The following is a 26281-nucleotide window of genomic DNA, read 5'->3' as shown; positions in this document are numbered from 1 at the left end:
ATCAGGGCTCTATTACTTAGTGGGCAATGCACATCGGGGTATTAGCGACAGGATCCTGAATGACTCGCGCATCGAGTGAAAATACGTCTTTAAGCAGAGTTTCAGTGAAAACGTCATCCGGCGAACCTTGAGCAATCAGCTGGCCTTTTTTGAGTACAACTAAGTGATCACAGTAGCGACATGCCTGATTCAAGTCGTGTAATACAACGATCACCGTTTTTCCTTTGTTGTTCATCTCACGCATGATCTTCATCAGCTCTATCTGGTGCGAAAGGTCCAGGTAGGTCGTGGGTTCATCCAGCATCACAATATTGGTGTCTTGCGCCAGAATCATGGCTATCCAGGCCCTTTGTCTTTGTCCTCCGGATAACGATTCAACCGTTTGTTCCGCCAAGTCATCTACGCCTGTTTCCCGCATTGCACTTGCGACCATGTTGTTGTCATGCTCACCTAATTTACCCCAGTGAGAAAGGTAAGGTGAGCGACCGTATTCTACCAGGCGTTTTACTGAGATTCCCTCTGGCGTTTCTAACACCTGAGGCAATAAAGACATTTCTTGTGCCAGGTGTTTGTCACGGTATGATTTCAATGCCTTTCCATTAAGCAAAACCTCACCTTTGGTTGGCATATTAATTCGAGCTAGTGTTTTTAATAAGGTTGATTTACCACATCCATTTGGACCGATAAGAGCGGTGATTTTGCCTTTAGGCAGCGTGAGATTGAGCGCTTCAATAATGATTTTGTCACCATAAGAAACGTTTAAATTATTTGCAGCTATCATCACCACCCCTTGTAGCGTTGCAGTAAGAAAATAAAGTATGGTGCGCCAATTAAAGACGTTAATACGCCAGCTGGAAGTTCCAAAGGAGGGTGTATTCCCCTTGCTAACGTGTCGGATACCAATACCATTAGTGCGCCAAGTAAGGCAGCGCTTGGCACAAGCAATTTATGATTATGACCAAATAGCATTCTTGCTAAATGCGGAGCCAGTAATCCAACAAAGCTAATCGTGCCACATACCGACACGCTGACGCTGGCAAGAATAACGGCACTAATCAGTGAGAGTAATTTGATGCGCTGCGGTTTAATACCAAGTGAGGTCGCGCTATCTTCTCCCAGCCCCATTACATCCAATCGCCAGGCTAACCAGCAGGAAAACGGAACCATGATAGCAAGCGTTATCCAAATAAAAGGGACTTGCTCCCAGTTTCTTCCCCACAAGCTACCCGTCAACCAAACCATGGCGGTGTTGATCTCTATCGGGTGTACCACCATCAAAAAATCAATAAAGCTGGATAGAAACGCGCTGATCGCGATACCGATTAACGCCAGTCTTGCCGCAGTTGGCTGTATTTTGTAGCTGACGAGCAGAATAATTCCGGCGGCAGCAAAGCCACCGACAAGAGCGGCCAGAGGTAAGTAGTTTGTTGGGGCTTGCGGAAACATCACCAACAAGGTCGTTGCTGCTAACCCTGCGCCGGCACTTATCCCCATTAAATCTGGCGATGCGAGCGGATTTCGGATCACGCCTTGTACCAACATACCGGATAAACCCAGACCAGCTCCAACGCCAATAGCGAGAACGATACGTGGTAAACGATATTGATTGATAGTGAAGTCAAACTCTCCACCGCTGAGTAGGGTCGTAGAGATCTGACTTATAGAAATATCAGACGCTCCCACAATCAGACTTAGAATCGCGATAATCAGGAGTGAAGAAGAGAGCAGAGTGAGTTTTATGTTGTTCATGAAGATTGACTTCTCATGGCTAAAAACACAAAGCAAGGCGTTCCGATAAGGGCTGTAATTACGCCAACCGGAGTTTCGGCAGGAAAAGCAATTGCTCGCGACAAAGTATCAGCCCAAACAATCAATGCAGCACCAAGTAACGCACTCGCTGGAATGAGGGTTACAAAGTCGTTACCGACGAACCTTTTTGCAATATGAGGGACGAGCATACCAACGAAGCCGATTGGCCCAGCGACTGCGACGCTGGAGGCGGTAAGTAAAACGACGGCGAGATAAGTCAGTGCCCTGGTAAGTCTAATATTTATTCCCAGGCTGGTGGCAACGTCTGAACCCAGCGCAAGGAGATTAAGCTGTCTCGCGACAAAAAGAGACACAATCAATCCTAATAAGCTGGTTGGCCATAATGTATTCCATTGTTGCCATTCGACAGAAGAAAGAGAGCCAGCCAACCAACTGATGATGGAGTAAGCTTTATCATCAGCTAGTATTACCGCCGCTCTGGTCACACCGATAAGAAGTGCATTGATAGCTATCCCTGCAAGGACGAGCTTGAGAGGGTGGGGCTTTGCAGAAAAGAAGCCACCCAGTGTCAATACAACTGCTCCGCTGAGAACGCCACCAATCGAAGCTATTAGTACACTAGGCATAGTTTCTAAAAAGGGAACGCCGATACTTGCCAGCGCCATTAAACAGGCTGCGCCTGCATTGATCCCTAAAATGGAAGGGGAAGCGAGAGGGTTTCTGGTCAACCCCTGCATCATTAATCCTGCGACGGCTAGGTTTGCGCCAATCAAAAGGCCAGCCAGAACTCTGGGCATACGAATCGAAGCAATGATTTGTTGCTCCATACTCATAGGATCAAATTCAAACAGATACTGGTATATGTGAGAGACCGATAGCGGAAAACTAGACCAGGCGGTAAGAGAATAACAAGATCCTACAAGTGATAATAAAATCAATGGTATCCAGAGATAAAGAGTGGAGGAAAAAATTCGCATCGATTACTACGTATGAACGCTCAGGCTAAAAATGGTTACAAGCCACAAGGAATAAAAGTTCATCGAGTGTAACCTTTATGATAATCGTAATCAATTGCACTTATTCATTTGCTGACCGCTTGTTTTTATTATGCATTGTGGATTGTGGTAATAATTTCAAGCGGTAGATGACGGCTCTACAAACACAAACAGACTCATTAAGTTAAGTTTAACTTGAATTGATAATGATAATAATTATTATATCCAACTTCATTTTGTATCTAATTATGTACAAATGAAACAAAATAATAATGAATTTATATGCAATAAAGTTAATTTAATTGAGCCGTTTTATGAGATTTGCTGTAAACACAATCACCCAGAGTTTATTAATTACAATGGGGCTTAGCTCCGTTGTTATTGCCGGAGAAAATACTACCGCAGAGGTAGCAAGTGTGGATGAGAGTATGGTGGTTTTTGGCCAGCAAAACTCATACTTGAACCCTAGAGTAACGACCGCAACCAAAACGGATATTGACCCGTTAGACACGCCACAAACGGTTAACGTCATCAATCAGCAGTTCTTGCAGGATATCCGGGCAACGACATTGGATGATGCCTATGGATACACCACGGGTTTAACCCGCTCTAATGTCGATGCCGACGGTTTTACGCTGCGTGGTATGCCAGCCGATCTTAATACCATTCAAGTTAACGGCCTACCGGGTCTTGCCTCTCGATTTGGATCGCCGACAACAGCAAACGTAGAAAGGGTAGAAGTTCTCAAAGGTCCTGCTTCTATCATGTATGGTCAAATCCAGCCCGGTGGTATGGTCAATATTATTACTAAGAAGCCGCAAGATACCGCCTCGTTTAGCTATGATGTGTCGGCGACAACATACGCGACCGGCGTGAGTGATTTCGGCGACGATAACAGGTTTACCGGGACAATTGACGCCACCGGGCCGCTAAATGCAAGCAAAACCTGGATGTATCGCCTGATTATCAGTGGCGAAAACGCAGACTCATACCGTGACGATGTTGACCAGCAGAATTACTACTTATTCCCGACACTGACTTATCGTCCATCGGAATTAACTGAACTCACCTTTGGTCTGGAACTGCAGTCAGAACATCGTGTTGCGGACGACGGGCTGGTGGCATTAAACAACGATATCGACCAGGTTGCATCCATTGATACGCACTACCAGTCGTCTGATGATACCGACGAAGACGAAGGGGTAGTTGCGTTTGCCAGTTATAACACCATGCTGATCAACGGATTCGATTTAACTGTCGATTGGCGTAGTGTGTGGCATGAGGACACACGTGACTTACATGAAACCAGAGATGTGGTTGACTCGACCAGCTTGGTTAAAGTACGCGACCGAGATCAAGTGAATAAGCGTGAATATCACTTCGTCGATGTCCGTACTACCGGTAGCCTTTGGACGGGTGACGTTGAGCATCAGCTCCTTTTTGGTGGAAATATCGGCCTGGAGAAGCGAGATTTCCTGCGTGAAACTTATGCGACCACAACGGTAGATTTTACCAACCCGCAAGACGTAACCGGGCGAGATCAAAGCGCGTATAAAGTGGATCACCGCATAACTGATTACACAAACTATGGTTTATACCTGCAAGATACGGTGTATCTGACTGAAAAATGGACCGTGATGGGTGGACTACGTTACATGCGTCAAGATGTCGATTTCGATTATGTCAGCAAGTCGACGGATGACACTCAATCTACTGATGCCTTCGTTTCTCAGGCAGGTATCGTTTATAAAATTATCGATGGGACTTCTCTGTACACCAGTTATGGCGAAAGCTTCAATCCAAACAGCGTCGAGAAGAAAAATGTCAACGATGATGCTTTCGACCCAGAGGAAGGGCGTCAATACGAAGTCGGGGTGAAAACCGATTTGTTGAGCAACAACAGTAATTTAACCATCGCCTATTTTGATATCGAAAAATCCAATGTAGTAGAGAAAAACAGCAGTGGTGATTACGAATTGCTTGGTGAAGTGCGCAGTAAAGGTGTGGAAACCGAGCTACTGATGAAGCCGCTAGAGAACTGGCAGGTTAAGCTGGGGTATGCGTATGTAGATTCTGAAATTTCAGAGAATCCAGACGCGAGTATTCAAGGGAGCAGAACCCCTATGACGGCCTACCATGATGCTTACTTCTGGACGAAATATAACTTCCCTTACCAAATTGCTGGTGGTGTAGTGGGTACAACCCTTGGGGCCAACTATGAAGGTGCACGATACACCAGTGCGGACCCGTCTGATCGAGTTGAGCTTCCAGCTTACATGACCGTTGATGTCGGTGTTCACTATGAAGTAAAAGACTACCGTCTATCGCTGAATGTGGCTAACCTGCTTGATGAAGAGTATTACGTAGGCGGAACGGACAGCCATCGATTATACCTGGGCGACCCACGCAATGTTACCTTGAGCGTGTCAGGTAAGTTCTAATGGCACTCATGCGCTTACTAACTGTTTTGTTTGTACTGTGCGCTTGCACGGTACAAGCCGCCGCTAGGCCAGAAACTAATGTACCAACAGATTCTGCACCTAAAAGAATAGTCGTGTTGGAGTACTCTTTTGTTGATGCGTTGGCAGTTATTGGCATTTCACCTGTTGGCGTGGCTGACGACAAAGACCCGGCCAGAATAATTCCACAGGTGAGGGATCTCATTGAGCCTTGGACTTCAGTCGGTATGCGTTCCCAGCCAAACTTGGAAGTCATCGCTCAGCTCAAGCCAGATTTAATTATTGCTGACAGCTATCGTCATAAAATTAGTCTTCACGATTTGTCTCAAATCGCTCCGACAATTTTGCTCAAAAGCAGAGGAGAAACCTATCAAGAAGGGCTTGAGTCTGCCTTAGCGATTGGTAAAGCCGTCGGTAAAGAGCAGGAAATGAAAGCACGTTTGGCCAAGCATCGTGAGCTTATGGCGTCTTACAAAGGAAAGTTTAAAACCAGCGGAACGGTACAGTTTGCTAACGTTAATGAAAGGGGCATGTGGATGCATGGCCCTTTGTCTTATACAGGAAGTCTACTAAGTTACCTCGGCCTTCAGCCCGCGCTACCCGATCTCAAACAGAGCCATTTGATGGAGGCGAACCTAGAGGTTTTATTGAAAGTGAACCCAGATTGGCTTTTCTACAGTAAAAGGGCAGGAAATACGGTGTTAGATAACTGGCAGAAAAGCCCGCTTTTTAAACTGTTAAAAATCAATAAAACTGGGCAAGAGATACAGGTGTCACCTGAGCTTTGGTCACTTAACAGAGGCATACTCGCCGCAGAGTCAATTGCTAAAGAGCTGGATACAATAATCGAAAAGACTTCGACTTAGCTGCGAGTGGGGCTGGGGTTGCATCCAACTAGGGATTTAGTACAAATCCCTTTAAAACTGTGGAAACGAAAAAGGCCGCTAACTTCTTAGCGGCCTTTTTACTAAATGTGGCTGAGTGCCGGGGTTGCGCTCAACTAGGGATTTAGAAATCCCGTAAAATTTTCACATAGGCTAAAACGACGAAAGCCTGCAAATTTCTTTGCAGGCTTTCTAAATGTGGCGGAGAGATAGGGATTTGAACCCTAGATACGCTATTAACGTATGCCGGTTTTCAAGACCGGTGCTTTCAACCACTCAGCCATCTCTCCGTTGTTGACGCGAATAATATAAGGCTTTGAAAAGCTTGTAAACCCTAAATCGATCTGTTTGGCTGTTTACTGCTCAATTTTGTGTTGTTTGTTGTTTTAGTAAACAAAAAGCCCTCATTAGAGGGCTATTTTGAATGAAACGCGTAAAAACAGTATTAATTGCTCTTGGTATAAAAGCGCTGTAACTCCGTTAAACCCTGCATTAGGACAGGCATTTTAGGGCTGTCATCACGCAGACGCTTGTAGTCTTTGTCGTACAGCTTGTAGTTACCAAACTTATCGATAACCGTGGTTTGCGTATTGGTGATTAACGCTAATTCTCTTGAGTCTCCGGCCAATATCCAGCGTCGGCGACTTTCATCGAATAAGTTGCGGCCACTACTGTAATCATAAGGGTTCGATGAAACCCCAAGCATGTCTTGAAGCAACGTAACCGAAAGATCCAAGTGGCTGGTGCTATGAGTAAAATCACCTGCTAGTCTGCCTGGCCAATGAATCACCATTGGTACCTGCAGCTGATAACGGCTGTAGTTACTGTTCGCACCCCAACTATTGGTGTTGGTTTCATTGAACTCACTGCCGTGATTTGAAGTGATGATAACCACGGTGTTTGTGAGTAAGTGCGTTTCTTTTAATTCGTTAATAATGCTGGCAACGGTATTATCCGCTGATTTAACCGCAAATTCGTACGCTTTTTTGAATCGTTCGCTGGCTGGCATTTCTTCATCTGTATTTGAAGGAATCGATTCAAAGTTATCAACTGCGGTAACTTCGATGTAGCTAAACCAAGGCTGTTGTGCGTTCTCTACCAGCCATGTGTTCCAATCTGAGATGGACTGTTTGTCAGTGTGCGTTTGTTGTCCGTCTAGTTTCTCAGCCAAGTTCAAGTTTCTGAAAATGATCTCTGAATAAAGGTCATCTTCAAAGCCATTGCCACTGAATAAACCAAAGCTGTAACCCTGTTCTTTCAGGACATCAAGCATGACAGGTGAAGATCCTTGTGCCTGAATGCTTGAAGCGTAGCTGGTAGGCAAACCATAGAACAAACCGAATGCACCATAGGTGTCATTGCTTGAGCTATAGTGGTTGCGGAAATTCTGATTTTCCTGCGCAAACCCATAAAGGTTTGGCATCTCTTGTTCATTTAATGCATCCGCTCTCAAATTATTCACGCTGATCATCAAAACGTTAAGTTTGTTTACGCGGCGATTGAACTCTAATTTTTCAAGCGGGTAGTTAACCAGTTCTACATTACCTTGGTTTTCAGCTAAGCGTTTTAGGTACTCTTCACGATCTAATAAGCCGTGTTTTTCCATAAAGCTTTTCGCTGTCATTGGGTATGAAAGCGGGAAGTTAGCGCGTTGACTGGTAATTGGGTTATAGAAATAAGCATCCGCCCAGATGTACACCAAATGACTGGTCATAAAACTCAAGAAGAACAGTATAGCCAACGGGCGGCCAACGTGTTTATGAGAAAGTTTACGTTGTTTTCGCCACACCCACTCTGAAAGCGCAAGCTGGATCAGGAAGATGAATGGCATCACAACAAACAGGTGTTGCAGATCTGAGCTTAAAACGCTTTTATCATCACTAAATAAAAGCTCCCAAACCACGGGGGTCAGGTGTAAGTTGATCGACTGATAGGCTTGGGTATCGATCAATAAAATAGTCTGACCGACCGTAGCAAATATCACTGCCACCAAGCGGAATAGTTTCCGAGATGGCAGGACAAACGTCAACGGGAATAGAACCAGCAAGTAAAGAGCGAAAACAAGGAAGCCAAAATGGCCAACCCAAGAGATTGCCAGGTAAAACTGACCGAGCAAGGTCTCAGGCCAAGGCGATTGAGTAATATAGCGTGTGCCTATCAACATTGAAGCAACAATGTTGAAGAATGCAAACCAATGTCCCCAACCTACCAGTCGAGATACACGTTCGCCGTATGAGTTTCCGCTGTCTACCATGTATGTGTCTAATTATCCGTTATTAATGTGTTTTTGGTGTTTCTAATGAAGACATCAGTGCCTGAGCAAATTTTTCAGCAATCGCTTTACGTTGTGAAGCGGCAACTCGTTGATTTAAGACATTGGTTGCGATATTTCCGGCAATCATTAGTGTTAACTCAGGTGAAGCTGCATGTTTTTCAAGAACTAACGCGACTTCCGCAAGAATGTTCTCTACTTGTTCGTCAGTATATTTAGATGTAATCGGCATAAAGACTCTAATAATGATAGTAAAAGCGGCTTATGATAACCTACAATGCCCATCAACTAAAACCTTGTAGCAAGATAAAATCACTATGAGCCTTCATCTTTCAAACGTTATTCTGCATCAATTATGCAAAAACGATCAGGACGAACTGGTTGTTAAACTTCGTCCCGCATCACTAGAAAATGATTCGTCGACTGAAAACCTTGTCGCGGAACTTCATCGAGTGTTCCATTCTAAAGCTGGTAAAGGTTTTGGTTCTTTCCAGTCAGACAGCGAATTTCAGTTTTGGCTTCAAGAAATGCGCAAAGGTGAGCGAGATTTTTATGATTTCTCACAAATTAGTGCAAATCGACTGAAAGAAGAGTTAATTAAGTACCCATTCGCAGACGAAGGCATTTTGGTTTTCGCCGAGTATCAGAGCCTTGCGACGGATTATCTGTTCATTGGTATTTTGCCGATGAATCAAAGTCTGAAAGTAACTGAAGGTCTGGACATTAGTGCGACCGACTACTTAGACATTACGAAAATGGATATCGCGGCACGTATTGATTTGTCGAGCTACGATACTGACAAAGAGTCCAACCGTTATCTGTCGTACATTAAAGGTCGGGTAGGGCGTAAAGTAGCAGACTTTTTCCTCGACTTCCTTCAGGCAGATATTGGGTTAGATACAAAGCAACAAAACTTGGTATTGATGCAAGCCGTTGATGATTTTTGTGCTGATTCAAAGTTAGAAAAGCAGGAAGTAAACGAGTACAAAAAACAAGTTTACGACTACTGTAACGAGCAGATTAAATCCGGTGAAGAAGTGCAAGTCTCTGAGCTTTCTGGTGAATTGCCACCTAGTCAGGATGGCACCAGCTTTATGGACTTCACTAAAGAGCAAGGTTACGAACTTGAAGAGTCATTCCCTGGTGATCGTGCAACGGTTCGTAAGTTAACTAAGTATGTTGGAGCGGGCGGTGGTTTAAACATCAGCTTTGACAGCTTACTTCTTGGTGAGCGTATTTTTTATGATCCAGAGACCGATACGTTAACGATCAAAGGAACGCCACCGAACTTAAAAGATCAGTTGAGTCGCAGTTAATCGAAACGACGAGTGACAATTCAAATCAGAGAGCCTTAGGCTCTCTTTTTTTATGTGCGTCAAATATCGCGAATGGTATTTGCCCACAATGAATGAAACCTTTCATTGCGTAGCGTTTTTTCTTGAGCTTACGCCCGTGTCAACACTAAGAACCCTGTATCTTGAAAGATAATGATATATCCTTGTTATTAATGGAAATATGCGAGGGTTAGGTGTTGCAGCAATTAAAGGCAGGTTTAAGACGCTATGTTTGGCTTCTATTCATTTTATGGTGTGTATTAGCGGTTGGCTTTTGGCAGCAATCGAAGCAAACCATTCAAATGCTTTCAACCGTTAATGAGTTGGGAAGTAAAATAGAGGAAGTTCGTAATTTTTTTAATTTCGAACTGACCAATCGTGTGCAGCACGTAGACCCAACGGCTCTGAAACTCCAGCTTGTTTATGCCGTCCGCCTTCAATTAGAGCATGAATCTTCGGGCGGTATATTTCCCCCGGACTTAACCCAGTTATTCTATGCTACGGATCGTTTTCTTGAAAATGCGCATGCTTTTATTGGCAGTGATCATGAATTGGTTTCACTGGCAGAGCAGTTGCGAAGCAGTCGTGCCAGAGGCAATAACTCAGAAAAAGTTCACTCAATGTATTATCGCTTGGGGGCGCTGGTATTAGAGTCAATTTTCAGTGATTCAACCAAAAGTGCAGACACTTACCGCGAGCTCGATTCTCTCTTCATTGAATCGGATTCATTAATTGTCGAAGAGCGCTCGGCGTTTCAACGTCGACTCGCGCAAACCTCAAATGTACTCGCCGCGAACGCGCAAGGACGTTATTTAGCTAAGCAGCTACTCAAACCTGACTTAGCGAATCAGTTAGCAACGACGAATATGACCTTAGAGCGAGCACTCACGCAGCTAATCGTGTTGTTTGGCGGAGTAAGCGGACTATTTTTATGGGTCGTCACCTGGGCTGCCTTCGGCAAAAAAGAGCCTAATAACCTGAACGGAATAAAGGTAACGGATACCAGTGCGGATCTTCTTCAGACAGACAAGCCTGACATTAGCATCGATGAAGGATCATCGAAGAAAAATGAACAACAAGTAACAGTTACCTATTCATCTTCAGAAAAAACGCCTGCGCTGGTTGACGTTCCCTATATTGACATTAACAAGATGCTTGAATCTTTGTCTGGCGACGAAGAAGCCGTTCATATGTTGTTAGAAGTGTTTATTCAGGACCATTCCAACGACGGCGTGAAGTTATGTCAATTGTTGAACGCCGATAAAGAACAAGCTCAAAGAGTCGTACATAGTCTGAAAGGCGTTTCAGGCAGTCTGGGAGCGATGCCTTTAAGTTCCATATCGGGTGATATTGAGCTATTGATTAAAGAAAAACAAAACGTACCGGAAAGTAAGCTCAATAAGTTGAAGGATATATTGGAGCAAACCATACTTTTTGCAAAGCGTGTTCTCAAAAGTGAAAAGATACAAAAAACGCTAACAGATTGATATTACTCTGACTTAAACCGTTAGAGGTTGAGGTATTCAAGGGCGCACTGAACTGTTTCTCAGTTCGCCTTGATTCCTGTTCTACACCAATTTATTAAAGGTAATACCATGTCTGCTCATCGAATATTTTCAATGATGGTTATGTGGGTGGCTATGACAATCTCTGGATGTTCACTTTTATCAGTGAAAATTGATAGCCAAACCGTACCGCTTACCAAGCAAGAGCTCAATATGCGTATATTGACGAGAGAATATGCGTTGCAATATTTTGCTCAGGTAGAGCAAGCTGCTGATTCTTTAGAAGCTAAGTATGACCCCAACGACCAAATTAACCAATCTTACCTCCTATTATGGAAAATAAACGCGGAAGAAGGCTTACAGGCCTCGGCTTATCAGGTCACCCCTATGGCTGGCCTGATTGATACGTGGGTATTCGCGCATCAAGTCGACGAGTTTTTTGCTACAGGAGCAGGCAGCAATCTGTTTGCCACGGATGAAGCCAAAAACGTCTCTGAGCATTTGGCGAATGAAGTCGACAAGCTCGCTCAATCCATATTAAAAAAAGAAGTGTATGACAATACAAAACCGTTTGTGGCTAATTTCGTCAAGCAACATCCCTTTGCTGACCTGAGTATGATCCGAACGCCAGCCTACCGGGCATGGTTGGAATTTTCTCAAATTAGTGAGGAAGAAGCCGTAATGACGTTAGGAACAATGCCAGAAGCGCTAGGGGATGTGTCTGATCGGTTAAGTTTAGCGTCTAAACAAGCACCAAAGATCATGACATGGAAGGCACAATTACTGGCACTAAACAGCTCAGCCAGCATTGAAAAAGTCAACGCGGCGCTAAATAGCCTGCAAGTGACAGCCGATTCGATGAGAGACTTTATCGATAATAACCCAGAATATATGCGCTATTTGGCTGAGCAAATGGCACTTGAACTTCAGCCTCTGGTTGACGATATCGATATGAAAACCGAAGCTCGTCTATCTCAGTTAGGTGAAGAGCGTCAGGCGCTAGAAGAGATGGTGGCAAGAGAACGCCAGGAGATTGCGTTGATTATTACTCATGAAAGAGAAAAATTTGCACAAGACATCGATCGCGTCTCTCAACAGGTTGTCGATTTGGCAATGACAAAATTGATTGAGCTCGTCAGAAGCACCATTATCTATTTCATTCTGTTCATTATCGCGATCTTCTTTGCTCCGCTAGGTCTTGGCTATGTACTGGGAAAGCGGGCATCCGTCAAAGCAAACATAAAAGAAAGCTAGTTTGACTGCATTACCTGAATTCAGCATAAATAAAAAGAGCGCCTTGGCGCTCTTTTGTTTTTGATATCAGTAAACGGTATTAAGCCGTTTGTTGTTGTAATTCCGTTTCTTCTTGTGCGGTAGACTCTGCCACTGGCTCGCACTTATCAACGAACCATCCCATGTAAGAGCTAATGATTGTCACAATGATACAGACAAAGCTAAGCCACATGAACGGTGCGTAAGACAGGGTCGCGACACCTAGGATACTTGCCATGTAGATGCCGTTGTCACTCCAAGGAACCATACCAGAGGTTAAGGTGCCACCGAACTCTGCGTTACGAGATAAGTTTTTGCGTTTGTAACCAAGACGGTCGTAGTTTTTAGCACAGATTTTTGGCGTCAGGATGAGAGACACGTACATTGCTGAACCAAATACGTTACCCATAAATGCGGTACCAATGGTGCTGGTTGCCAATGAACCAGAGCTCTGGACACGTTTTTCAAATAGCTTCGCAATGGTTTCTAACACGCCAACTTTATCCAGCAAGCCACCAAAGCCCAAACCAAATACGATCACCGCGACGGAGCCTAGCATAGACGACATACCGCCTCGGTTTAGGATAGAGTCGATGAAATCAACACCAGACGAAATCGCAAATGGCGCCCACGCTGTATTGAATGCCGTCAGAAAATCTACATCCTGAATCATGACTGCCCAGATGATACCCAGTAACGAGCCAAAGCTGATAACAGGGAAAGAAGGCATACGCATCGCCAGTAGGCCAAGCACTATTATCACTGGTACAAACGAGTAAGGTGTGATGTAGAACTGTTGCTCCATCGCTTTGATCACGGAGTCTACCTGGCTCATATCGACTTGGCCTGCATAGTGAAAGCCAAATGCGGTGAACATGATGCCAGTGATGATGTAGCTGATCAGGGCAATAGGTAACATACCTTTGATATGTTCCATCACTTCGACGTTAGACATAGAAGAAGCAAGGATTACAGAATCAGACAACGGCGACATTTTATCTCCGAAGTAACATCCAGAGAGAACCGCACCCGCTGTAATCGGAGCCGGAACACCAAGACCCTGACCAATTCCCATCATGGCAATACCCGCAGTACCAGCCGCACCCCAAGATGTACCCGTTGCTAATGCTGTTAAAGAACAGATGATCATCGTAGCGAGCAAAAAGATGGATGGATGAATAGCTTGTAGCCCGTAGTAAATGATGGTCGGAACAATGCCACCGGAGATCCAGGTGCCAACAAGTGCACCTACGGCAAGGAGGATTAAAACCGCACCCAAGCCATTAGAAATACCATTTAATGCTGCTTTTTCAAGGTCTTTATACTGATGACCCAGCTTTATGCCCAATAGCATAATAATGAACCAACCAATGTACAGCGCCAGTTGGATTGGAAGATCGAGTTTAGCAGTGAACGAAAATGCCAAAAGAAGGAATAAACCTAACGAGATAAATACCTGAATCAGGTTAGGAAGGCGTGTTGTAACTTGCTTCATACGTGCCTCTGTATATCGTGGAGCAATAGAAGAAGACGCTCCTTGTTGTAATAGCGGCATAACATACAGTAACCAGCATTATATTTCGAATATTTGGTGTTTTATGTTGATCTAGGGCGAGTTAAACGTTTGCATGTGAAGTTATTTTCTAGATATGTTTAATAAAATTGGTGTTAAATGTTTTGTGGTGTGAGAATAATGTGCTTCAAATGTTACAGATAAAAGAGTGGTAAGACCAATGCGGGTAAAAAATAACTTTTCCTACTTATAAATGACGATTCCACGGAGTTCAAATGCTCAAAAATTACTTCTAAAGCAATTTTTCGGTAGAAAACGTTAAAAATTGCGCTCATTTACAAATTAGGGCTTGAGATTTTGCTGCGAAAATTGAACTATGGGAGAAGGTTTTTAATACATGGAGAGTTAAGGCGATGAGAGTTGGTTTAGTTGGTTGGCGCGGTATGGTAGGTTCAGTCCTGATGCAGCGCATGGTTGAAGAAAAAGACTTCGATCTAATCGAACCAGTATTCTACAGTACTTCTCAAATTGGTATTCCTGCTCCTAACTTAGGAAAAGACGCAGGCTTACTACAAGACGCGTTTGATATTGAAAGTTTAAAACAGCTTGATGCGGTGATTACGTGTCAAGGTGGTGGTTATACTGAAAAAGTGTACCCAGCACTTCGTCAAGCTGGTTGGAAAGGTTACTGGATTGATGCTGCTTCTACTCTGCGTATGGCAGAAGATTCAATCATCACACTGGATCCTGTAAACCTGAAGCAAATCCAGCAAGGCATCCACGGTGGCACTAACACGTTTGTTGGTGGTAACTGTACAGTAAGTTTGATGCTAATGGGCCTTGGTGGTCTGTTTGAGAAAGGCTTAGTTGAGTGGACAAGCGCGATGACGTACCAGGCAGCTTCTGGCGCAGGTGCACAAAACATGCGTGAGCTGATCTCTCAAATGGGCGTTATCAATGATTCAGTGAGCTCAGAACTTGCTAACCCAGCAAGCTCGATCCTGGATATCGATAAGAAAGTTGCAGAGACGATGCGCAGCGCTTCTTTCCCAACTGACAAATTTGGTGTGCCACTAGCTGGCTCGCTTATCCCGTGGATCGATGTGAAACGTGATAATGGTCAGAGCAAAGAAGAGTGGAAAGCGGGCGTAGAAGCAAACAAGATTCTTGGTTCTCAAAGCTCACCAGTTCCTATTGATGGTACTTGTGTACGTATCGGTGCGATGCGCTGTCACTCACAAGCATTAACTATCAAACTGAAGCAAAATGTGCCAATGGATGAAATCGAAGAGATCATTGCTACTCACAACGATTGGGTAAAAGTGATTCCAAACGAGCGAGACATCACGGCGCAAGAGCTATCACCAGCAAAAGTTACTGGCACGATGTCTGTACCAGTTGGTCGTTTACGTAAAATGGCGATGGGTGATGACTTCCTGAACGCGTTTACGGTTGGTGACCAATTGCTATGGGGCGCAGCTGAGCCTTTACGTCGTACACTAAGAATTATCCTTCAAGAGAAAGCATAACGTTTCTCTGTTTTTGATGAAAAGAGCTCCTCATTAGGAGCTCTTTTTTTTGCTTTCGCCCCGAACGACACGTTTGTCCGGATCGGCAAGTTCACTACCACAGTGCTTGCAGTAGATGGCGTCTGGATCATGGCCTGCTTGCGAACAGTTTGGGCATTTGACCAATTCTTTATGTGATTGAATTTCTTGGTGCAACTCTGCGGTAAAGATTCCTGTCGGCACGGCGATTATCGAATAACCCAGCAACATCGTTATTGAAGCCAGTGCTTTTCCTAGGTTGGTTTGGGGAACCAAATCACCGTACCCAACCGTGGTAATGGTCACGATGGCCCAGTAAATGCTTTTTGGGATACTGGTAAATCCATTTTCTGGCCCCTCAACGATATATATCAGTGACCCAAATATGGTGACAAGAATGGCAACAGCACTGAAAAATATGAAGATTTTCCTGCGAGCCATGAGCAATGACCGAAGAAGAACATTAGAATCTTGAAGATAGCGTACTAACTTTAAAATTCGGAAAATACGCAACACACGCAGTGCTCTTATCACGCCCATAAATGACGCTGATGGGAAGAATAGCACTAAGTAGGTTGGCAGAATCGCCAGTAAATCAACAATCCCGTAGAAGCTTTTTGCATAAGCGGCAGGTTTAGGTGAGCAATAGAGGCGAAGAAGGTACTCGATGGTAAACAGGCCGGTAAAGGTGTACTCCAGGTACTTTAGCTCCTTTGCCCATTCAGCTTGCACCGCAGGAATAGAGTCGAGGACCAGAACAGCCAGTGAGCTTAATATCGCAATAATTAATACGATATCAAACGTTCGACCAGCCTTGGTATGCGTGCCAAAAATGGTAACGTAGAGTGTATTTTTCAGAGAGTGAGTCTTCATGACAAAGCGATCCATGGTTGAATCGCTCTATCATACAAGCTTATGGAATATCAGGCTAATCCGGGAAATAGGTTACGTAGCCCGTTAGCGATGAACTCAATGCCGAGTGCACCAAGGATCAGGCCCATAATACGGGTGATTACGTTGATCCCTGTTTGGCCTAAAAAGCGAACGATCAATGGAGCAGAGCGGAACAGCAACCATGAGCAAAAACAGAACACCCCAATAGTAATACTAATGCCTACCGTATCTAGCATACTTGGGTAGCGAGCTCCGTAAACAATAGTCGAGCTGATTGCACCCGGTCCCGCCATTAGAGGCATTGCTAAAGGAACAACCCCGATCTGTTCACGACTGACGTATTCAGATTTCTCTTGTTTATTTTGTTTATCCTCACCCAACTTACCACTCATCATTGAGAATGCGATGCTTAGCAGCAGCAATCCGCCAGCAACTCGAAATGAATCCAGAGAAATGCTGAACATGTCCAGCAGGAGCTGACCTGCGAGTAGCGAGATACAAAGGATTATTGCAACGGCAATGTTTGCGGTTGTGGCTGTTTTACTCTTTTCTTCAGGTGTCATGTGGCCTGTCAGAGAGACGAACACTGGCATGATACCAACTGGGTTAACGGCAGCAACCAGACCTAAAAAAAACTGTAAGAAAATAGCGAGCTCAAAAGTTTGCATAGTGCATTCTCATAAACATTCACATAAGTGAAAAATGGAGAGAGTAGGTTATCTAAATCGTTTGAAGTTAAAGACACTCTATTCAGACGATATGACGTTGGACGCTAAATGTAAGTGAAAACACCACCCAGTAGAAATGAAAAAAACTAACGTATTTCCCATACTATTTGTGAGAAAAACTAATTTTTTAAAAATCTGTATCTAAACTGCAAATCAAATGTTGCATGGAGTGCTATTGTTTAACAGTTGTGTTTTACACAAACATTCACAATGGTGCACTTTTGATTAAAAACACAGGGTGATTGCAGAGGGGTGAAGTAATTCTATATACTTTTAGTAGCACATTAAATTAGGCATACATGTAATTCTTATGTCTAAAAATGAAACTTTTTTACAGTCTGGTGTAGTTAATTTAATTTTTTTGTCTGTTTGCTGCTTTTTTGTTCTATGGTTTGTAAGGTCTAAAGTTGTTTATTATCAGTTGGTTATAATTATACCTGTCGCTTATACTACACTTTGGTGGTATTTCGAGGATGAGAACTGATCCAAGTCAATTATTTTCATGCTTTGAAACATTATACTCAGCCATGAAAGCAATTTACTAAGTCGTTTGTTTGTTAAGTGGCTGATAAGCAGCAAAAAGAGATAAGCAATAGCCTTACTAAAAAGTTTTTAATATTTGTTAATTTTAGGAGAATCCCTATGCCTGTAACTAATATGGCTGAACTAGATGCAATGGTTGCCCGCGTTAAGAAAGCGCAAGAAGAGTTCTCTACTTACTCTCAAGAGCAAGTAGACAAAATCTTCCGTGCCGCTTCTCTTGCAGCTAACCAAGCTCGTATCCCTCTAGCGCAGCAAGCGGTTGAAGAATCTGGTATGGGTATTGTTGAAGATAAAGTAATCAAGAACCACTTCGCTTCTGAGTTTATCTACAACAAATACAAAGACGAACAGACTTGTGGCATCCTGGAAGAGGATGACAACCTGGGTACGATGACTATCGCTGAGCCTGTAGGCATCATCTGCGGTATCGTACCAACCACTAACCCAACTTCGACTGCGATCTTCAAATCTCTAATCTCTCTGAAGACTCGTAACGGTATCATCTTCTCGCCACACCCACGTGCGAAAAACTCTACTAACGATGCAGCGAAACTTGTTCTGGATGCAGCAGTAGCAGCGGGTGCGCCAAAAGACATCATCGGTTGGATCGACCAGCCTTCAGTTGAGCTTTCTAACGCTCTTATGAAGCACGATGACATCGCACTTATCCTTGCAACTGGTGGTCCAGGCATGGTTAAAGCGGCTTACTCTTCTGGTAAGCCAGCAATCGGTGTAGGTGCAGGTAACGTTCCAGTTGTTATCGACGAAACGGCTGACATCAAACGTGCAGTGGCTTCTATCCTGATGTCTAAAACATTCGATAACGGCGTAGTGTGTGCTTCTGAGCAGGCTGCAATCGTGGTTGACGAAGTATACGACGAAGTGAAAGAGCGTTTCGCAACGCACAAAGCTTACGTACTAAGCAAAGCTGAAGCAGAGAAAGTTCGTAAAGTGCTGCTTATCGACGGCGCGCTAAACGCGAAAATCGTTGGCCAACCAGCAGCGGCTATCGCTGAAATGGCAGGCGTTAAAGTGCCTGCGGACACGAAAGTGCTTGTTGGTGAAGGTCTGGGTAAAGTTTCTTACGACGACGCATTCGCTCACGAGAAACTGTCTCCAACGCTAGGTCTATTCCGTGCTGACAACTTCGAAGACGCGGTTGCTCAAGCGGTAACAATGGTTGAAATCGGCGGTATCGGCCACACTTCTGGTCTATACACTAACCAAGACGTTAACGCAGACCGCATCCGTTACTTCGGTGACAAGATGAAGACGGCTCGTATCCTAATCAACATCCCGACTACTCACGGTGGTATCGGTGACTTGTACAACTTCAACGTTGCTCCTTCTCTAACGCTAGGTTGTGGTTCATGGGGTGGTAACTCTATCTCTGAGAACGTAGGTCCTAAACACCTAATCAACAAGAAAACTGTTGCGAAGCGAGCTGAAAACATGTTGTGGCACAAACTACCTAAGTCAATCTACTTCCGTCGCGGTAGCCTTCCAATCGCGCTTGGCGACCTAGAAGGTAAGAAACGCGCATTCCTGGTAACTGACCGTTTCCTATTCAACAACGGTTACGCAGATGACGTAGTGAAACTACTGAAAGCACAAGGTATGGAAGTTCAAACGTTCTTCGACGTTGAAGCTGACCCAACGCTATCTGTAGTAGAGAAAGGTGCTGCTCAAATGGCGAGCTACCAACCAGACGTGATCCTAGCGCTAGGTGGTGGTTCACCAATGGATGCTGCGAAAATCATGTGGGTAATGTACGAGCACCCAGAAACGCACTTCGAAGAACTAGCAATGCGCTTTATGGACATCCGTAAACGTATCTACAAGTTCCCTAAAATGGGTCAAAAAGCTGAGCTTGTTTGTATCACAACTACTTCAGGTACTGGCTCAGAAGTTACTCCATTTGCGGTTGTTACTGACGACAAGACTGGCGCTAAATACCCACTAGCGGACTACGAGCTAACTCCTAACATGGCTATCGTTGATGCGAACCTTGTTATGAACATGCCTAAGTCTCTAACTGCATTCGGTGGTTACGACGCGGTAACTCACGCTCTGGAAGCTTACGTATCAGTTCTTGCGAACGAATACTCAGACGGTCAGGCTCTACAAGCACTTAAGATGCTAAAAGAGTACCTACCATCAAGCTACGCGAACGGTGCTAACGACCCAATCGCTCGTGAGAAAGTACACAACGCAGCAACTATCGCTGGTGTGGCGTTTGCGAACGCATTCCTAGGTGTTTGTCACTCAATGGCTCACAAACTGGGTGCTGAGTTCCACGTACCACACGGTTTGGCTAACGCACTGCTTATCTCTAACGTTGTACGTTACAACGCGAACGATAACCCAACTAAGCAAACTGCGTTCTCTCAATACGACCGTCCACAAGCACGTCGTCGTTACGCTGAAGTTGCTGACCACCTAGGCCTAAGCCAAGCTGGTGACCGCACTGCTCAGAAGATTGAACGTCTACTAGCATGGATGGATGAGCTAAAAGCTAACCTAGACATCCCAATGTCTATTCAAGCGGCTGGTGTTGCTGAAGCTGACTTCTTCGCGAAACTGGATGAGCTAGCGGTTGAAGCGTTCGATGACCAATGTACTGGTGCGAACCCTCGCTACCCACTAATCAGCGAGTTGAAAGAAGTTCTGACTGCTTCTTACTACGGTAAAGCTTTCGTTGAAGGTGAAACTTTCGAAGGTACTACTGTAATCAAGAAGAAAGCAGACCAAGAAGCAGCGAAACCTGCTCCTAAAGCTAAAAAAGAAAAAGCAGACGCGTAAGTAAGCGTTGTTTGAACAAGGTTTTCGCTAGCACGAAACCTTAATCGGGAAAAGTTAAAAGCCCCAGTCAAATGACTGGGGCTTTTTTTATCTTCTTTGTTCAACCTTCAAGCGCATTCCCGTATTGATGACGAATCAAACAGATACCATTTTTTAGACTTCGGTAGATACGACTCTACCGCTAAAGTACTCATTCGCGACAATGTACTCAGTGTTACGTACTAGCTCGTCCTGAATCTCCGCCCAATGGATCGCGTCTAAATCTTCTTTGGTATGAGAGACCGATGGGATTACACCACCGACTCTGATATTGAAAGGAGTCAGCTCTTTTGCCCAGCTATGAGTGAACCCAGATACCAACGCAGCCAAACTTTCTACGCCAGTCAGATCTTCGTGGTTATCATGCGAAATCACATTAACAATCACCCCTTTCTTATTCCGGCTACGGAAACGTTCTGCGGAAACCTGACCATAGGTATAAAGAAAACGAGCAGCAGAAGATAGATGGTCGATATATATACTCATTGGCTCTGGCGCCATTAAGCTCGGCATTGGGGAGCTGGTCCAGCAATTGACCACCACATCTGGTGTTGCGCCAAGTTCGGATTCTATTTGGTCAAACAACAAGTTGATCGAAGTTGTGTCGTCACTGCATACGTGCATGGCGAAAACCTTATTGGTAAACGCGCTAATTTGCTCGTAACTTTCCTTAAGCGCGTCAGCATTTTGATCACATAGAATCAACGTGGCGCCGAGATGGGCAAAGTGGCTAGAGCATGTTCTGCCAATGACTGAACCTGCTGATGTGACGAGTATAATTGATTCTTTGATATCCATATAACACCTACACAGTTCCGTATAAACCAGTGGTTTGTGCTATCAGCATGGATTAATTTCAAACGGCTCAGTGTGAAAAGCTTCAAACTAACGCTTTTGGGGGAAGACTATTGTGTGGGAATTAGTAAGTCGTCACATTTCGTATGTGTTACAAGTGTAATCAGGTAGTGAAAAGTTGAATACTAAGCCCGAGTTTGAATTTGGTATTGGCGCTGAGCGGTAACCAGTTGGTTATATAGCCCGGCATCAGCAATAAGAGTCTGATTTCTCGTACCTAAACGACGTCGCTCATGGCCTGATAGGTTATGGTAGACCTCTTCTGGAAGGTCAAACGTGTCTTGGGGCATATAAGTTAGCGCATCTGGCTTGAGGTAGTGGCTAAGCTTTGCGGAAGGTAAGCCTGCATTATGAAACTGTTTTGCTTGTTCTGCAGCGAGTTCATAACTGCTGCTGTCTGAACGCAAATTTTGTGGTTGAGAAAGGCCAAATTGCTGACGTAGAACTTCGTCACTTGCCTTTACTTCGCTGACTTCTTCTACAGGAACCACATCGCGCACATCGTTCGAAAACATAGATAGAATCAAAGCAAAATCGGCACGACGACCTTCGTGTACGGCACTATTAATACCATAACCGAATTGTAGTTCGTTGATAATTGCTGCTTTGTCTAAAGTATGAATTTGCATGATGCTCCTCGTCAGATGCTTTTATAGCGGCATGAAGGAGAAGAACTTTAGAAAAAAGAAGGCACTAAGAAGGTATTGAAGGGGGCTGTAATAAAAAAGCCCGCTGTATTAGCGAGCTTTTGAATAAGACTAAATTGAACTAGGGGGAAGTAAATTACTTCGCTAGGTTCTCTGCTACGAAATCCCAGTTTACAAGAGCCCAGAAGCCGTTCATGTAATCAGGACGTACGTTGCGGTAATCGATGTAGTACGCGTGTTCCCATAGGTCAACAGTTAGAAGTGGAGTTACACCTTCTTCTGTTAGAGGAGTTGCTGCGTTAGAAGTGTTAACGATGTCTAGAGAACCGTCAGCCTTCTTAACTAGCCAAGTCCATGAAGAACCGAAGTTGTTGATTGCTGCATCAGTGAACTTCGCTTTGAATTCTTCGAAAGAACCGAATGCTGCGTTGATTGCATCAGCAACTGCGCCAGTTGGCTCACCGCCCGCGTTTGGAGCTAGACAGTGCCAGTAGAACGTGTGGTTCCAGATTTGAGCAGCGTTGTTGAATACGCCACCAGTAGAAGTCTTGATGATCTCTTCTAGAGTTTTGCCTTCGAACTCAGTACCAGGAATAAGACCGTTTAGCTTAACTACGTAAGTGTTGTGGTGCTTACCGTGGTGGTAATCTAGAGTCTCTGCTGAGATGTGTGGTTCTAGTGCGTCTTTCGCGTAAGGAAGAGCTGGTAGTTCAAATGCCATTACTCGATTCTCCATTGATATGAAAGGGTAACCTTTCGATTGCTTCCAGTGTTTTTATTCGTTCTGAGTCGATACGACTGACTTGCTAGGTATTTTAGCAAGTTTTTACTTTATTAAAACCCCGATATGAAAATATTTTAAGATGTTAGCTGTGACGAAGTGATGAATCTTGCGTCATCAAACAAGCTTAGTTTAAACCATATCAATTATATGGTTTTTATTCTGCCGTTATTGAGTAGAATGTGGCAGATAAACAAAGTTAAAACCTATGAATGAGGAAGCGATGGAAACTATCGACAAAATCAAACAGCAGATTTCAGAAAACTCTATCCTGCTGTACATGAAAGGATCACCGAAACTGCCAAGCTGTGGTTTCTCTTCTCAAGCGTCACAAGCACTAATGGCATGTGGTGAGAAGTTCGCTTACGTAGACATTCTACAAAACCCAGACATCCGTGCTGAGTTACCAAAATACGCGCAATGGCCAACGTTCCCACAACTGTGGATTGAAGGCGAGCTAATTGGTGGTTGTGACATCATCCTGGAAATGTTCCAGAAGGGTGAACTTCAGCCGCTAATCAAAGAAGCTGCAGCACGCGCTGAAGGTGAAGCTGAGTAATTCGTAAATACTCACATTTAGCGATAGAATACGAGGGAGCCGCACTGGCTCCTTTTTTCTTTTTTAAGGTAGTGGAATGAACATAAAGCTTTACTACGTGCATGATCCTATGTGCAGTTGGTGTTGGGGATACAAACCAACCATCGATAAACTGAAGCAGCAACTGCCGGGTGTGATTCAATTTGAGTATGTGGTGGGTGGGCTTGCACCAGATACAAATTTACCAATGCCACCAGAGATGCAACAAAAGCTCGAAGGGATTTGGCAGCAGATTGAGCGTCAGTTAGGAACTAAGTTCAACTACGACTTTTGGAAATTGTGTACGCCAGTAAGAAGTACTTACCAGTCTTGCCGAGCTGTGATTGCTGCGGGTTTTCAGGACAGCTATGAACAGATGTTGGAAGCGATTCAGCATGCTTATTATCTGCGAGCGTTACCACCTCATGAAGAAGCGACGCATTTACAGCTAGCAAAAGAGATTGGCTTGAATGTCCAGCAGTTCAAAAACGATATGGATGGCACCCTGCTAGAGGGCGTATTCCAAGATCAGCTGAGTTTAGCCAGAAGCCTTGGGGTGAACTCTTATCCGAGTTTGGTTCTGCAAATCAACGATGCCTATTTCCCGATTGAAGTTGATTATTTGTCGACGGAAACAACGCTAAAGCTAATTCGCGAACGCATCATCGATAATATGCCTGCACAGTAATGTAGAGTTTAGATAAGAAAAAGCCGCTCATTGAGCGGCTTTTTCGTAACTAAGTGTATCAAAGGATTCTATTAAAGAACGGATACTAAAGCACCATTGCAGCAATCCAACCGAAGATGATCAGTGGGATATTGTAGTGGATAAATGTCGGTACTACGGTTTCCCAAATGTGCTCATGTTGGCCATCGGCATTCAGACCCGATGTTGGACCTAATGTTGAGTCAGAAGCTGGAGAACCTGCGTCACCGAGTGCTGCTGCGGTACCAACTAGCGCAATTGTTGCCATCGGTGAGAAGCCAAACGCTAATGAAAGTGGTACATAAATGGTCGCAATAATTGGGATCGTGGAGAACGATGAGCCAATACCCATAGTTACCAGCAAGCCCACAACCAGCATCAGCAATGCAGCCAGTGGTTTGTTATCGCCGATGCTTGTAGAAAGTGATTGAACCAAGGTTTCTACGCCACCAGTTTGCTTCATTACTGCGGCAAAACCTGCTGCAGCGATCATGATGAAGCCAATCATAGCCATCATGTGAACGCCTTTAGTGAATACGTCGTGCGTTTCTTTCCACGCAATCACACCACCAAAGGTAAAGACCATGAAACCAGCCAGTGCACCAATGATCATTGAACCCGTGTATAACTGAACACTCAACGCAGCAACAATGCCGATCGCAGCGACAAGGATGTGTTGTTTATTGATCACATGATTTGTTTCATGGACAACGGTCAACTCGGTTTCTTCATAGATACGAGGCTTACGGTAGCTGACAAAAATCGCGATCAATAAGCCAAAAATCATACCTGCACCAGGAAGCAACATCGCCGTTGGAACTTGGCTTGCAACAACGTTTTCTAGGCCGTTGTCATGTAAGTTCTTTAATAGGATGTTGTTTAAGAAGATGCCACCAAAACCTACAGGTAATACCATGTATGGCGTGATTAGGCCAAAAGTCAGAACACAGGCAATCAGACGGCGATCCAATTTAAGCTTCGCAAATACGCCCAAAAGAGGTGGAATCAAAATTGGAATAAAGGCGATATGGACAGGAATCACGTTCTGAGAAGACATGGTAACTAAGATCAATGCTACCAATACCGCGTATTTTAAACCGGTCGTTGATGCAGAACTTTCTTTACCATTGATGCGTTTAATCACATCTTTAGCTAACAGATCAGTAATACCAGACTTAGAGATTGCAACGGCAAATGTACCGAGCATCGCGTAACTTAAAGCAATAGTTGCACCGCCACCGAGACCGCTTTCAAAAGCAGCAACGGTATCGCCTAGGCTCATGCCAGCGACAAGACCACCGACAATGGCACTGAACGTGAGGGCGACCACCACGTTTACCCGCATCAACGCTAACACGAGCATGACGCAAACAGAAATAACGACAGGATTCATACTTTTTCCAATATATTGTGTTTACTTATTATTTTCGTCAACAAGCGGCCAACCACCCAGGGCCTTCCATTTGTTAACAATGCCACAGAATAACTCTGCAGTTTTTTGTGTATCGTAAAGTGCCGAATGCGCTTCACGATTGTCGAATTCCATACCCGCCGTTTTACATGCTTTAGCAAGAACGGTTTGGCCGTAAGCAAGACCACTTAGTGCAGCTGTGTCAAAAGTGGCAAACGGATGGAAAGGGACTCGTTTTAGTTTGCAACGTTCGTTCGCTGCGTTAACAAAACCTAGGTCGAAAGCGGCATTATGCGCAACCATGATCGCTCGTGAACAGTCTGCGGCTTTTTGCTCTTTACGGATGAGCTTATAAATTTCTTTTAGTGCTTCTTGTTCAGAAACCGCGCCACGTAGTGGGCTAAAAGGGTCACGAATGCCATTGAATTCTAACGCTTCTTTCTCCAAGTTAGCACCTTCAAATGGCTCAACATGAAAATGAATGGTAGAGGCTGGATGCAGGACACCGTCTTCATCCATGCGAAGGGTAACGGCGCATATTTCTAAAAGTGCATCAGTTTGAGCATTGAAACCCGCGGTCTCAACGTCAACTACCACAGGGAAATAACCACGAAAACGCTTTTTCAGGGTTAGAGCTTCATTTTCTATTGTCATGTTGGCTTATTTTTGTGTGACGAGGGCGGCATTATTACAGATTCTTACGATGAGAAAAACCGCAATATCAGATAAAAATACAATTCTGCTTTT

The 26281-nt window shown here is 44.3% G+C and carries 22 protein-coding genes and 1 tRNA gene; 9 read left to right on the top strand and 14 right to left on the bottom strand.

The genetic code is table 11. The annotated features are described in order from the left end of the window. Positions 1 to 16: 16 nt before the first annotated feature. From fecE to L9Q40_RS17495, 3 genes are read right to left on the bottom strand one after another with little or no spacing between them, the layout of a single operon-like run. Positions 17 to 781: a Fe(3+) dicitrate ABC transporter ATP-binding protein FecE gene (gene fecE / locus L9Q40_RS17505; RefSeq protein ID WP_498794071.1), complete on the bottom strand. Its 765-nt coding sequence runs from the start codon at positions 779 to 781 to the stop codon at positions 17 to 19. Beyond that, positions 781 to 1749 (bottom strand): FecCD family ABC transporter permease, encoded by a 969-nt coding sequence (locus L9Q40_RS17500; RefSeq protein WP_498794070.1) that lies wholly within the window; start codon positions 1747 to 1749, stop codon positions 781 to 783. The genes fecE and L9Q40_RS17500 overlap by 1 nt, the downstream gene beginning before the upstream one ends. Next, the gene (locus L9Q40_RS17495; protein ID WP_498794069.1) at positions 1746 to 2747 is read right to left on the bottom strand and encodes a FecCD family ABC transporter permease; all 1002 of its coding nucleotides are present in this window, start codon (positions 2745 to 2747) and stop codon (positions 1746 to 1748) included. The genes L9Q40_RS17500 and L9Q40_RS17495 overlap by 4 nt, the downstream gene beginning before the upstream one ends. 332 nt (positions 2748 to 3079) lie before the next feature. Between L9Q40_RS17495 and L9Q40_RS17490 the strand changes: the two genes are divergently transcribed. Continuing rightward, a complete protein-coding gene (locus L9Q40_RS17490; protein ID WP_498794068.1) occupies positions 3080 to 5206 on the top strand; it encodes a TonB-dependent siderophore receptor in 2127 nt (708 codons plus the stop codon). After that, the gene (locus L9Q40_RS17485) at positions 5206 to 6090 is read left to right on the top strand and encodes a Fe(3+) dicitrate ABC transporter substrate-binding protein (protein WP_498794067.1); all 885 of its coding nucleotides are present in this window, start codon (positions 5206 to 5208) and stop codon (positions 6088 to 6090) included. The genes L9Q40_RS17490 and L9Q40_RS17485 overlap by 1 nt, the downstream gene beginning before the upstream one ends. A gap of 217 nt (positions 6091 to 6307) precedes the next feature. Here the strand turns inward: L9Q40_RS17485 and L9Q40_RS17480 are convergent. The 3 genes from L9Q40_RS17480 to L9Q40_RS17470 form a co-directional block, all read right to left on the bottom strand. Further along, positions 6308 to 6398: transfer RNA gene (locus L9Q40_RS17480), tRNA-Ser, on the bottom strand. A gap of 155 nt (positions 6399 to 6553) precedes the next feature. After that, complete coding sequence (locus L9Q40_RS17475) at positions 6554 to 8362, bottom strand: DUF3413 domain-containing protein (protein ID WP_014232563.1); 1809 nt, start codon at positions 8360 to 8362, stop codon at positions 6554 to 6556. 22 nt (positions 8363 to 8384) lie between these two features. After that, the gene (locus L9Q40_RS17470; RefSeq protein ID WP_014232562.1) at positions 8385 to 8612 is read right to left on the bottom strand and encodes a YejL family protein; all 228 of its coding nucleotides are present in this window, start codon (positions 8610 to 8612) and stop codon (positions 8385 to 8387) included. An 85-nt stretch (positions 8613 to 8697) separates the two neighbouring features. Between L9Q40_RS17470 and yejK the strand changes: the two genes are divergently transcribed. From yejK to L9Q40_RS17455, 3 genes are all read left to right on the top strand, one after another. Further along, entirely contained in the window at positions 8698 to 9696 is a 999-nt protein-coding gene (gene yejK / locus L9Q40_RS17465) for a nucleoid-associated protein YejK (protein ID WP_014232561.1), read from the top strand. A 215-nt stretch (positions 9697 to 9911) separates the two neighbouring features. Further along, entirely contained in the window at positions 9912 to 11201 is a 1290-nt protein-coding gene (locus tag L9Q40_RS17460) for an Hpt domain-containing protein (RefSeq protein ID WP_498794065.1), read from the top strand. A gap of 108 nt (positions 11202 to 11309) precedes the next feature. Further along, positions 11310 to 12473 carry a hypothetical protein gene (locus L9Q40_RS17455; protein ID WP_020334533.1) on the top strand — a complete coding sequence of 388 codons (1164 nt, stop codon included), beginning with the start codon at positions 11310 to 11312 and terminating at the stop codon, positions 12471 to 12473. 79 nt (positions 12474 to 12552) lie between these two features. Here L9Q40_RS17455 and nhaC read toward each other — a convergent pair whose 3' ends face one another. After that, on the bottom strand, positions 12553 to 13986 hold the full coding sequence (gene nhaC / locus L9Q40_RS17450; protein WP_014232558.1) for a Na+/H+ antiporter NhaC: 1434 nt from the start codon (positions 13984 to 13986) through the stop codon (positions 12553 to 12555). 431 nt (positions 13987 to 14417) lie between these two features. Between nhaC and asd the strand changes: the two genes are divergently transcribed. Continuing rightward, positions 14418 to 15533, top strand: coding sequence for an aspartate-semialdehyde dehydrogenase (asd, locus tag L9Q40_RS17445; RefSeq protein WP_014232557.1), 1116 nt, complete (start codon positions 14418 to 14420; stop codon positions 15531 to 15533). Positions 15534 to 15566: 33 nt separating this feature from the next. Here asd and L9Q40_RS17440 read toward each other — a convergent pair whose 3' ends face one another. Continuing rightward, complete coding sequence (locus L9Q40_RS17440) at positions 15567 to 16439, bottom strand: ion transporter (protein WP_020334532.1); 873 nt, start codon at positions 16437 to 16439, stop codon at positions 15567 to 15569. 35 nt (positions 16440 to 16474) lie between these two features. Next, entirely contained in the window at positions 16475 to 17113 is a 639-nt protein-coding gene (locus tag L9Q40_RS17435) for a YchE family NAAT transporter (protein ID WP_014232555.1), read from the bottom strand. A gap of 702 nt (positions 17114 to 17815) precedes the next feature. On the opposite strand from L9Q40_RS17435, the gene adhE reads away from it, so the two are divergent. Beyond that, the gene (gene adhE, locus L9Q40_RS17430; protein WP_014232554.1) at positions 17816 to 20518 is read left to right on the top strand and encodes a bifunctional acetaldehyde-CoA/alcohol dehydrogenase; all 2703 of its coding nucleotides are present in this window, start codon (positions 17816 to 17818) and stop codon (positions 20516 to 20518) included. 153 nt (positions 20519 to 20671) lie between these two features. On the opposite strand, the gene L9Q40_RS17425 is transcribed toward adhE, so the two are convergent. The 3 genes from L9Q40_RS17425 to sodB all read right to left on the bottom strand — a co-directional run bounded on the left by L9Q40_RS17425 (position 20672) and on the right by sodB (position 22780). Further along, the gene (locus L9Q40_RS17425) at positions 20672 to 21355 is read right to left on the bottom strand and encodes an SDR family oxidoreductase (protein WP_498794063.1); all 684 of its coding nucleotides are present in this window, start codon (positions 21353 to 21355) and stop codon (positions 20672 to 20674) included. A gap of 182 nt (positions 21356 to 21537) precedes the next feature. Further along, positions 21538 to 22041: a VC2046/SO_2500 family protein gene (locus L9Q40_RS17420; RefSeq protein WP_372377134.1), complete on the bottom strand. Its 504-nt coding sequence runs from the start codon at positions 22039 to 22041 to the stop codon at positions 21538 to 21540. A gap of 154 nt (positions 22042 to 22195) precedes the next feature. Further along, entirely contained in the window at positions 22196 to 22780 is a 585-nt protein-coding gene (gene sodB / locus L9Q40_RS17415; protein ID WP_014232551.1) for a superoxide dismutase [Fe], read from the bottom strand. 283 nt (positions 22781 to 23063) lie between these two features. Between sodB and L9Q40_RS17410 the strand changes: the two genes are divergently transcribed. After that, positions 23064 to 23399, top strand: coding sequence for a Grx4 family monothiol glutaredoxin (locus L9Q40_RS17410; RefSeq protein ID WP_014232550.1), 336 nt, complete (start codon positions 23064 to 23066; stop codon positions 23397 to 23399). Between the two features lie 76 nt (positions 23400 to 23475). Continuing rightward, positions 23476 to 24105, top strand: coding sequence for a DsbA family protein (locus L9Q40_RS17405; RefSeq protein ID WP_020335679.1), 630 nt, complete (start codon positions 23476 to 23478; stop codon positions 24103 to 24105). Between the two features lie 85 nt (positions 24106 to 24190). On the opposite strand, the gene L9Q40_RS17400 is transcribed toward L9Q40_RS17405, so the two are convergent. Together L9Q40_RS17400 and rnt are read right to left on the bottom strand one after the other, a co-directional pair. Continuing rightward, positions 24191 to 25516, bottom strand: a complete 1326-nt coding sequence (locus L9Q40_RS17400) for a Na+/H+ antiporter family protein (RefSeq protein WP_014232548.1) — start codon at positions 25514 to 25516, stop codon at positions 24191 to 24193. Positions 25517 to 25537: 21 nt separating this feature from the next. Next, positions 25538 to 26188 carry a ribonuclease T gene (gene rnt, locus L9Q40_RS17395; RefSeq protein ID WP_020335678.1) on the bottom strand — a complete coding sequence of 217 codons (651 nt, stop codon included), beginning with the start codon at positions 26186 to 26188 and terminating at the stop codon, positions 25538 to 25540. Between the last annotated feature and the right edge of the window lie 93 nt (positions 26189 to 26281).

Origin of the sequence: Allocatenococcus thiocycli (assembly GCF_921292965.1) — a bacterium.
GTDB lineage: Bacteria > Pseudomonadota > Gammaproteobacteria > Enterobacterales > Vibrionaceae > Vibrio > Vibrio natriegens.
This window is presented reverse-complemented; position numbering and strand designations above follow the sequence as displayed.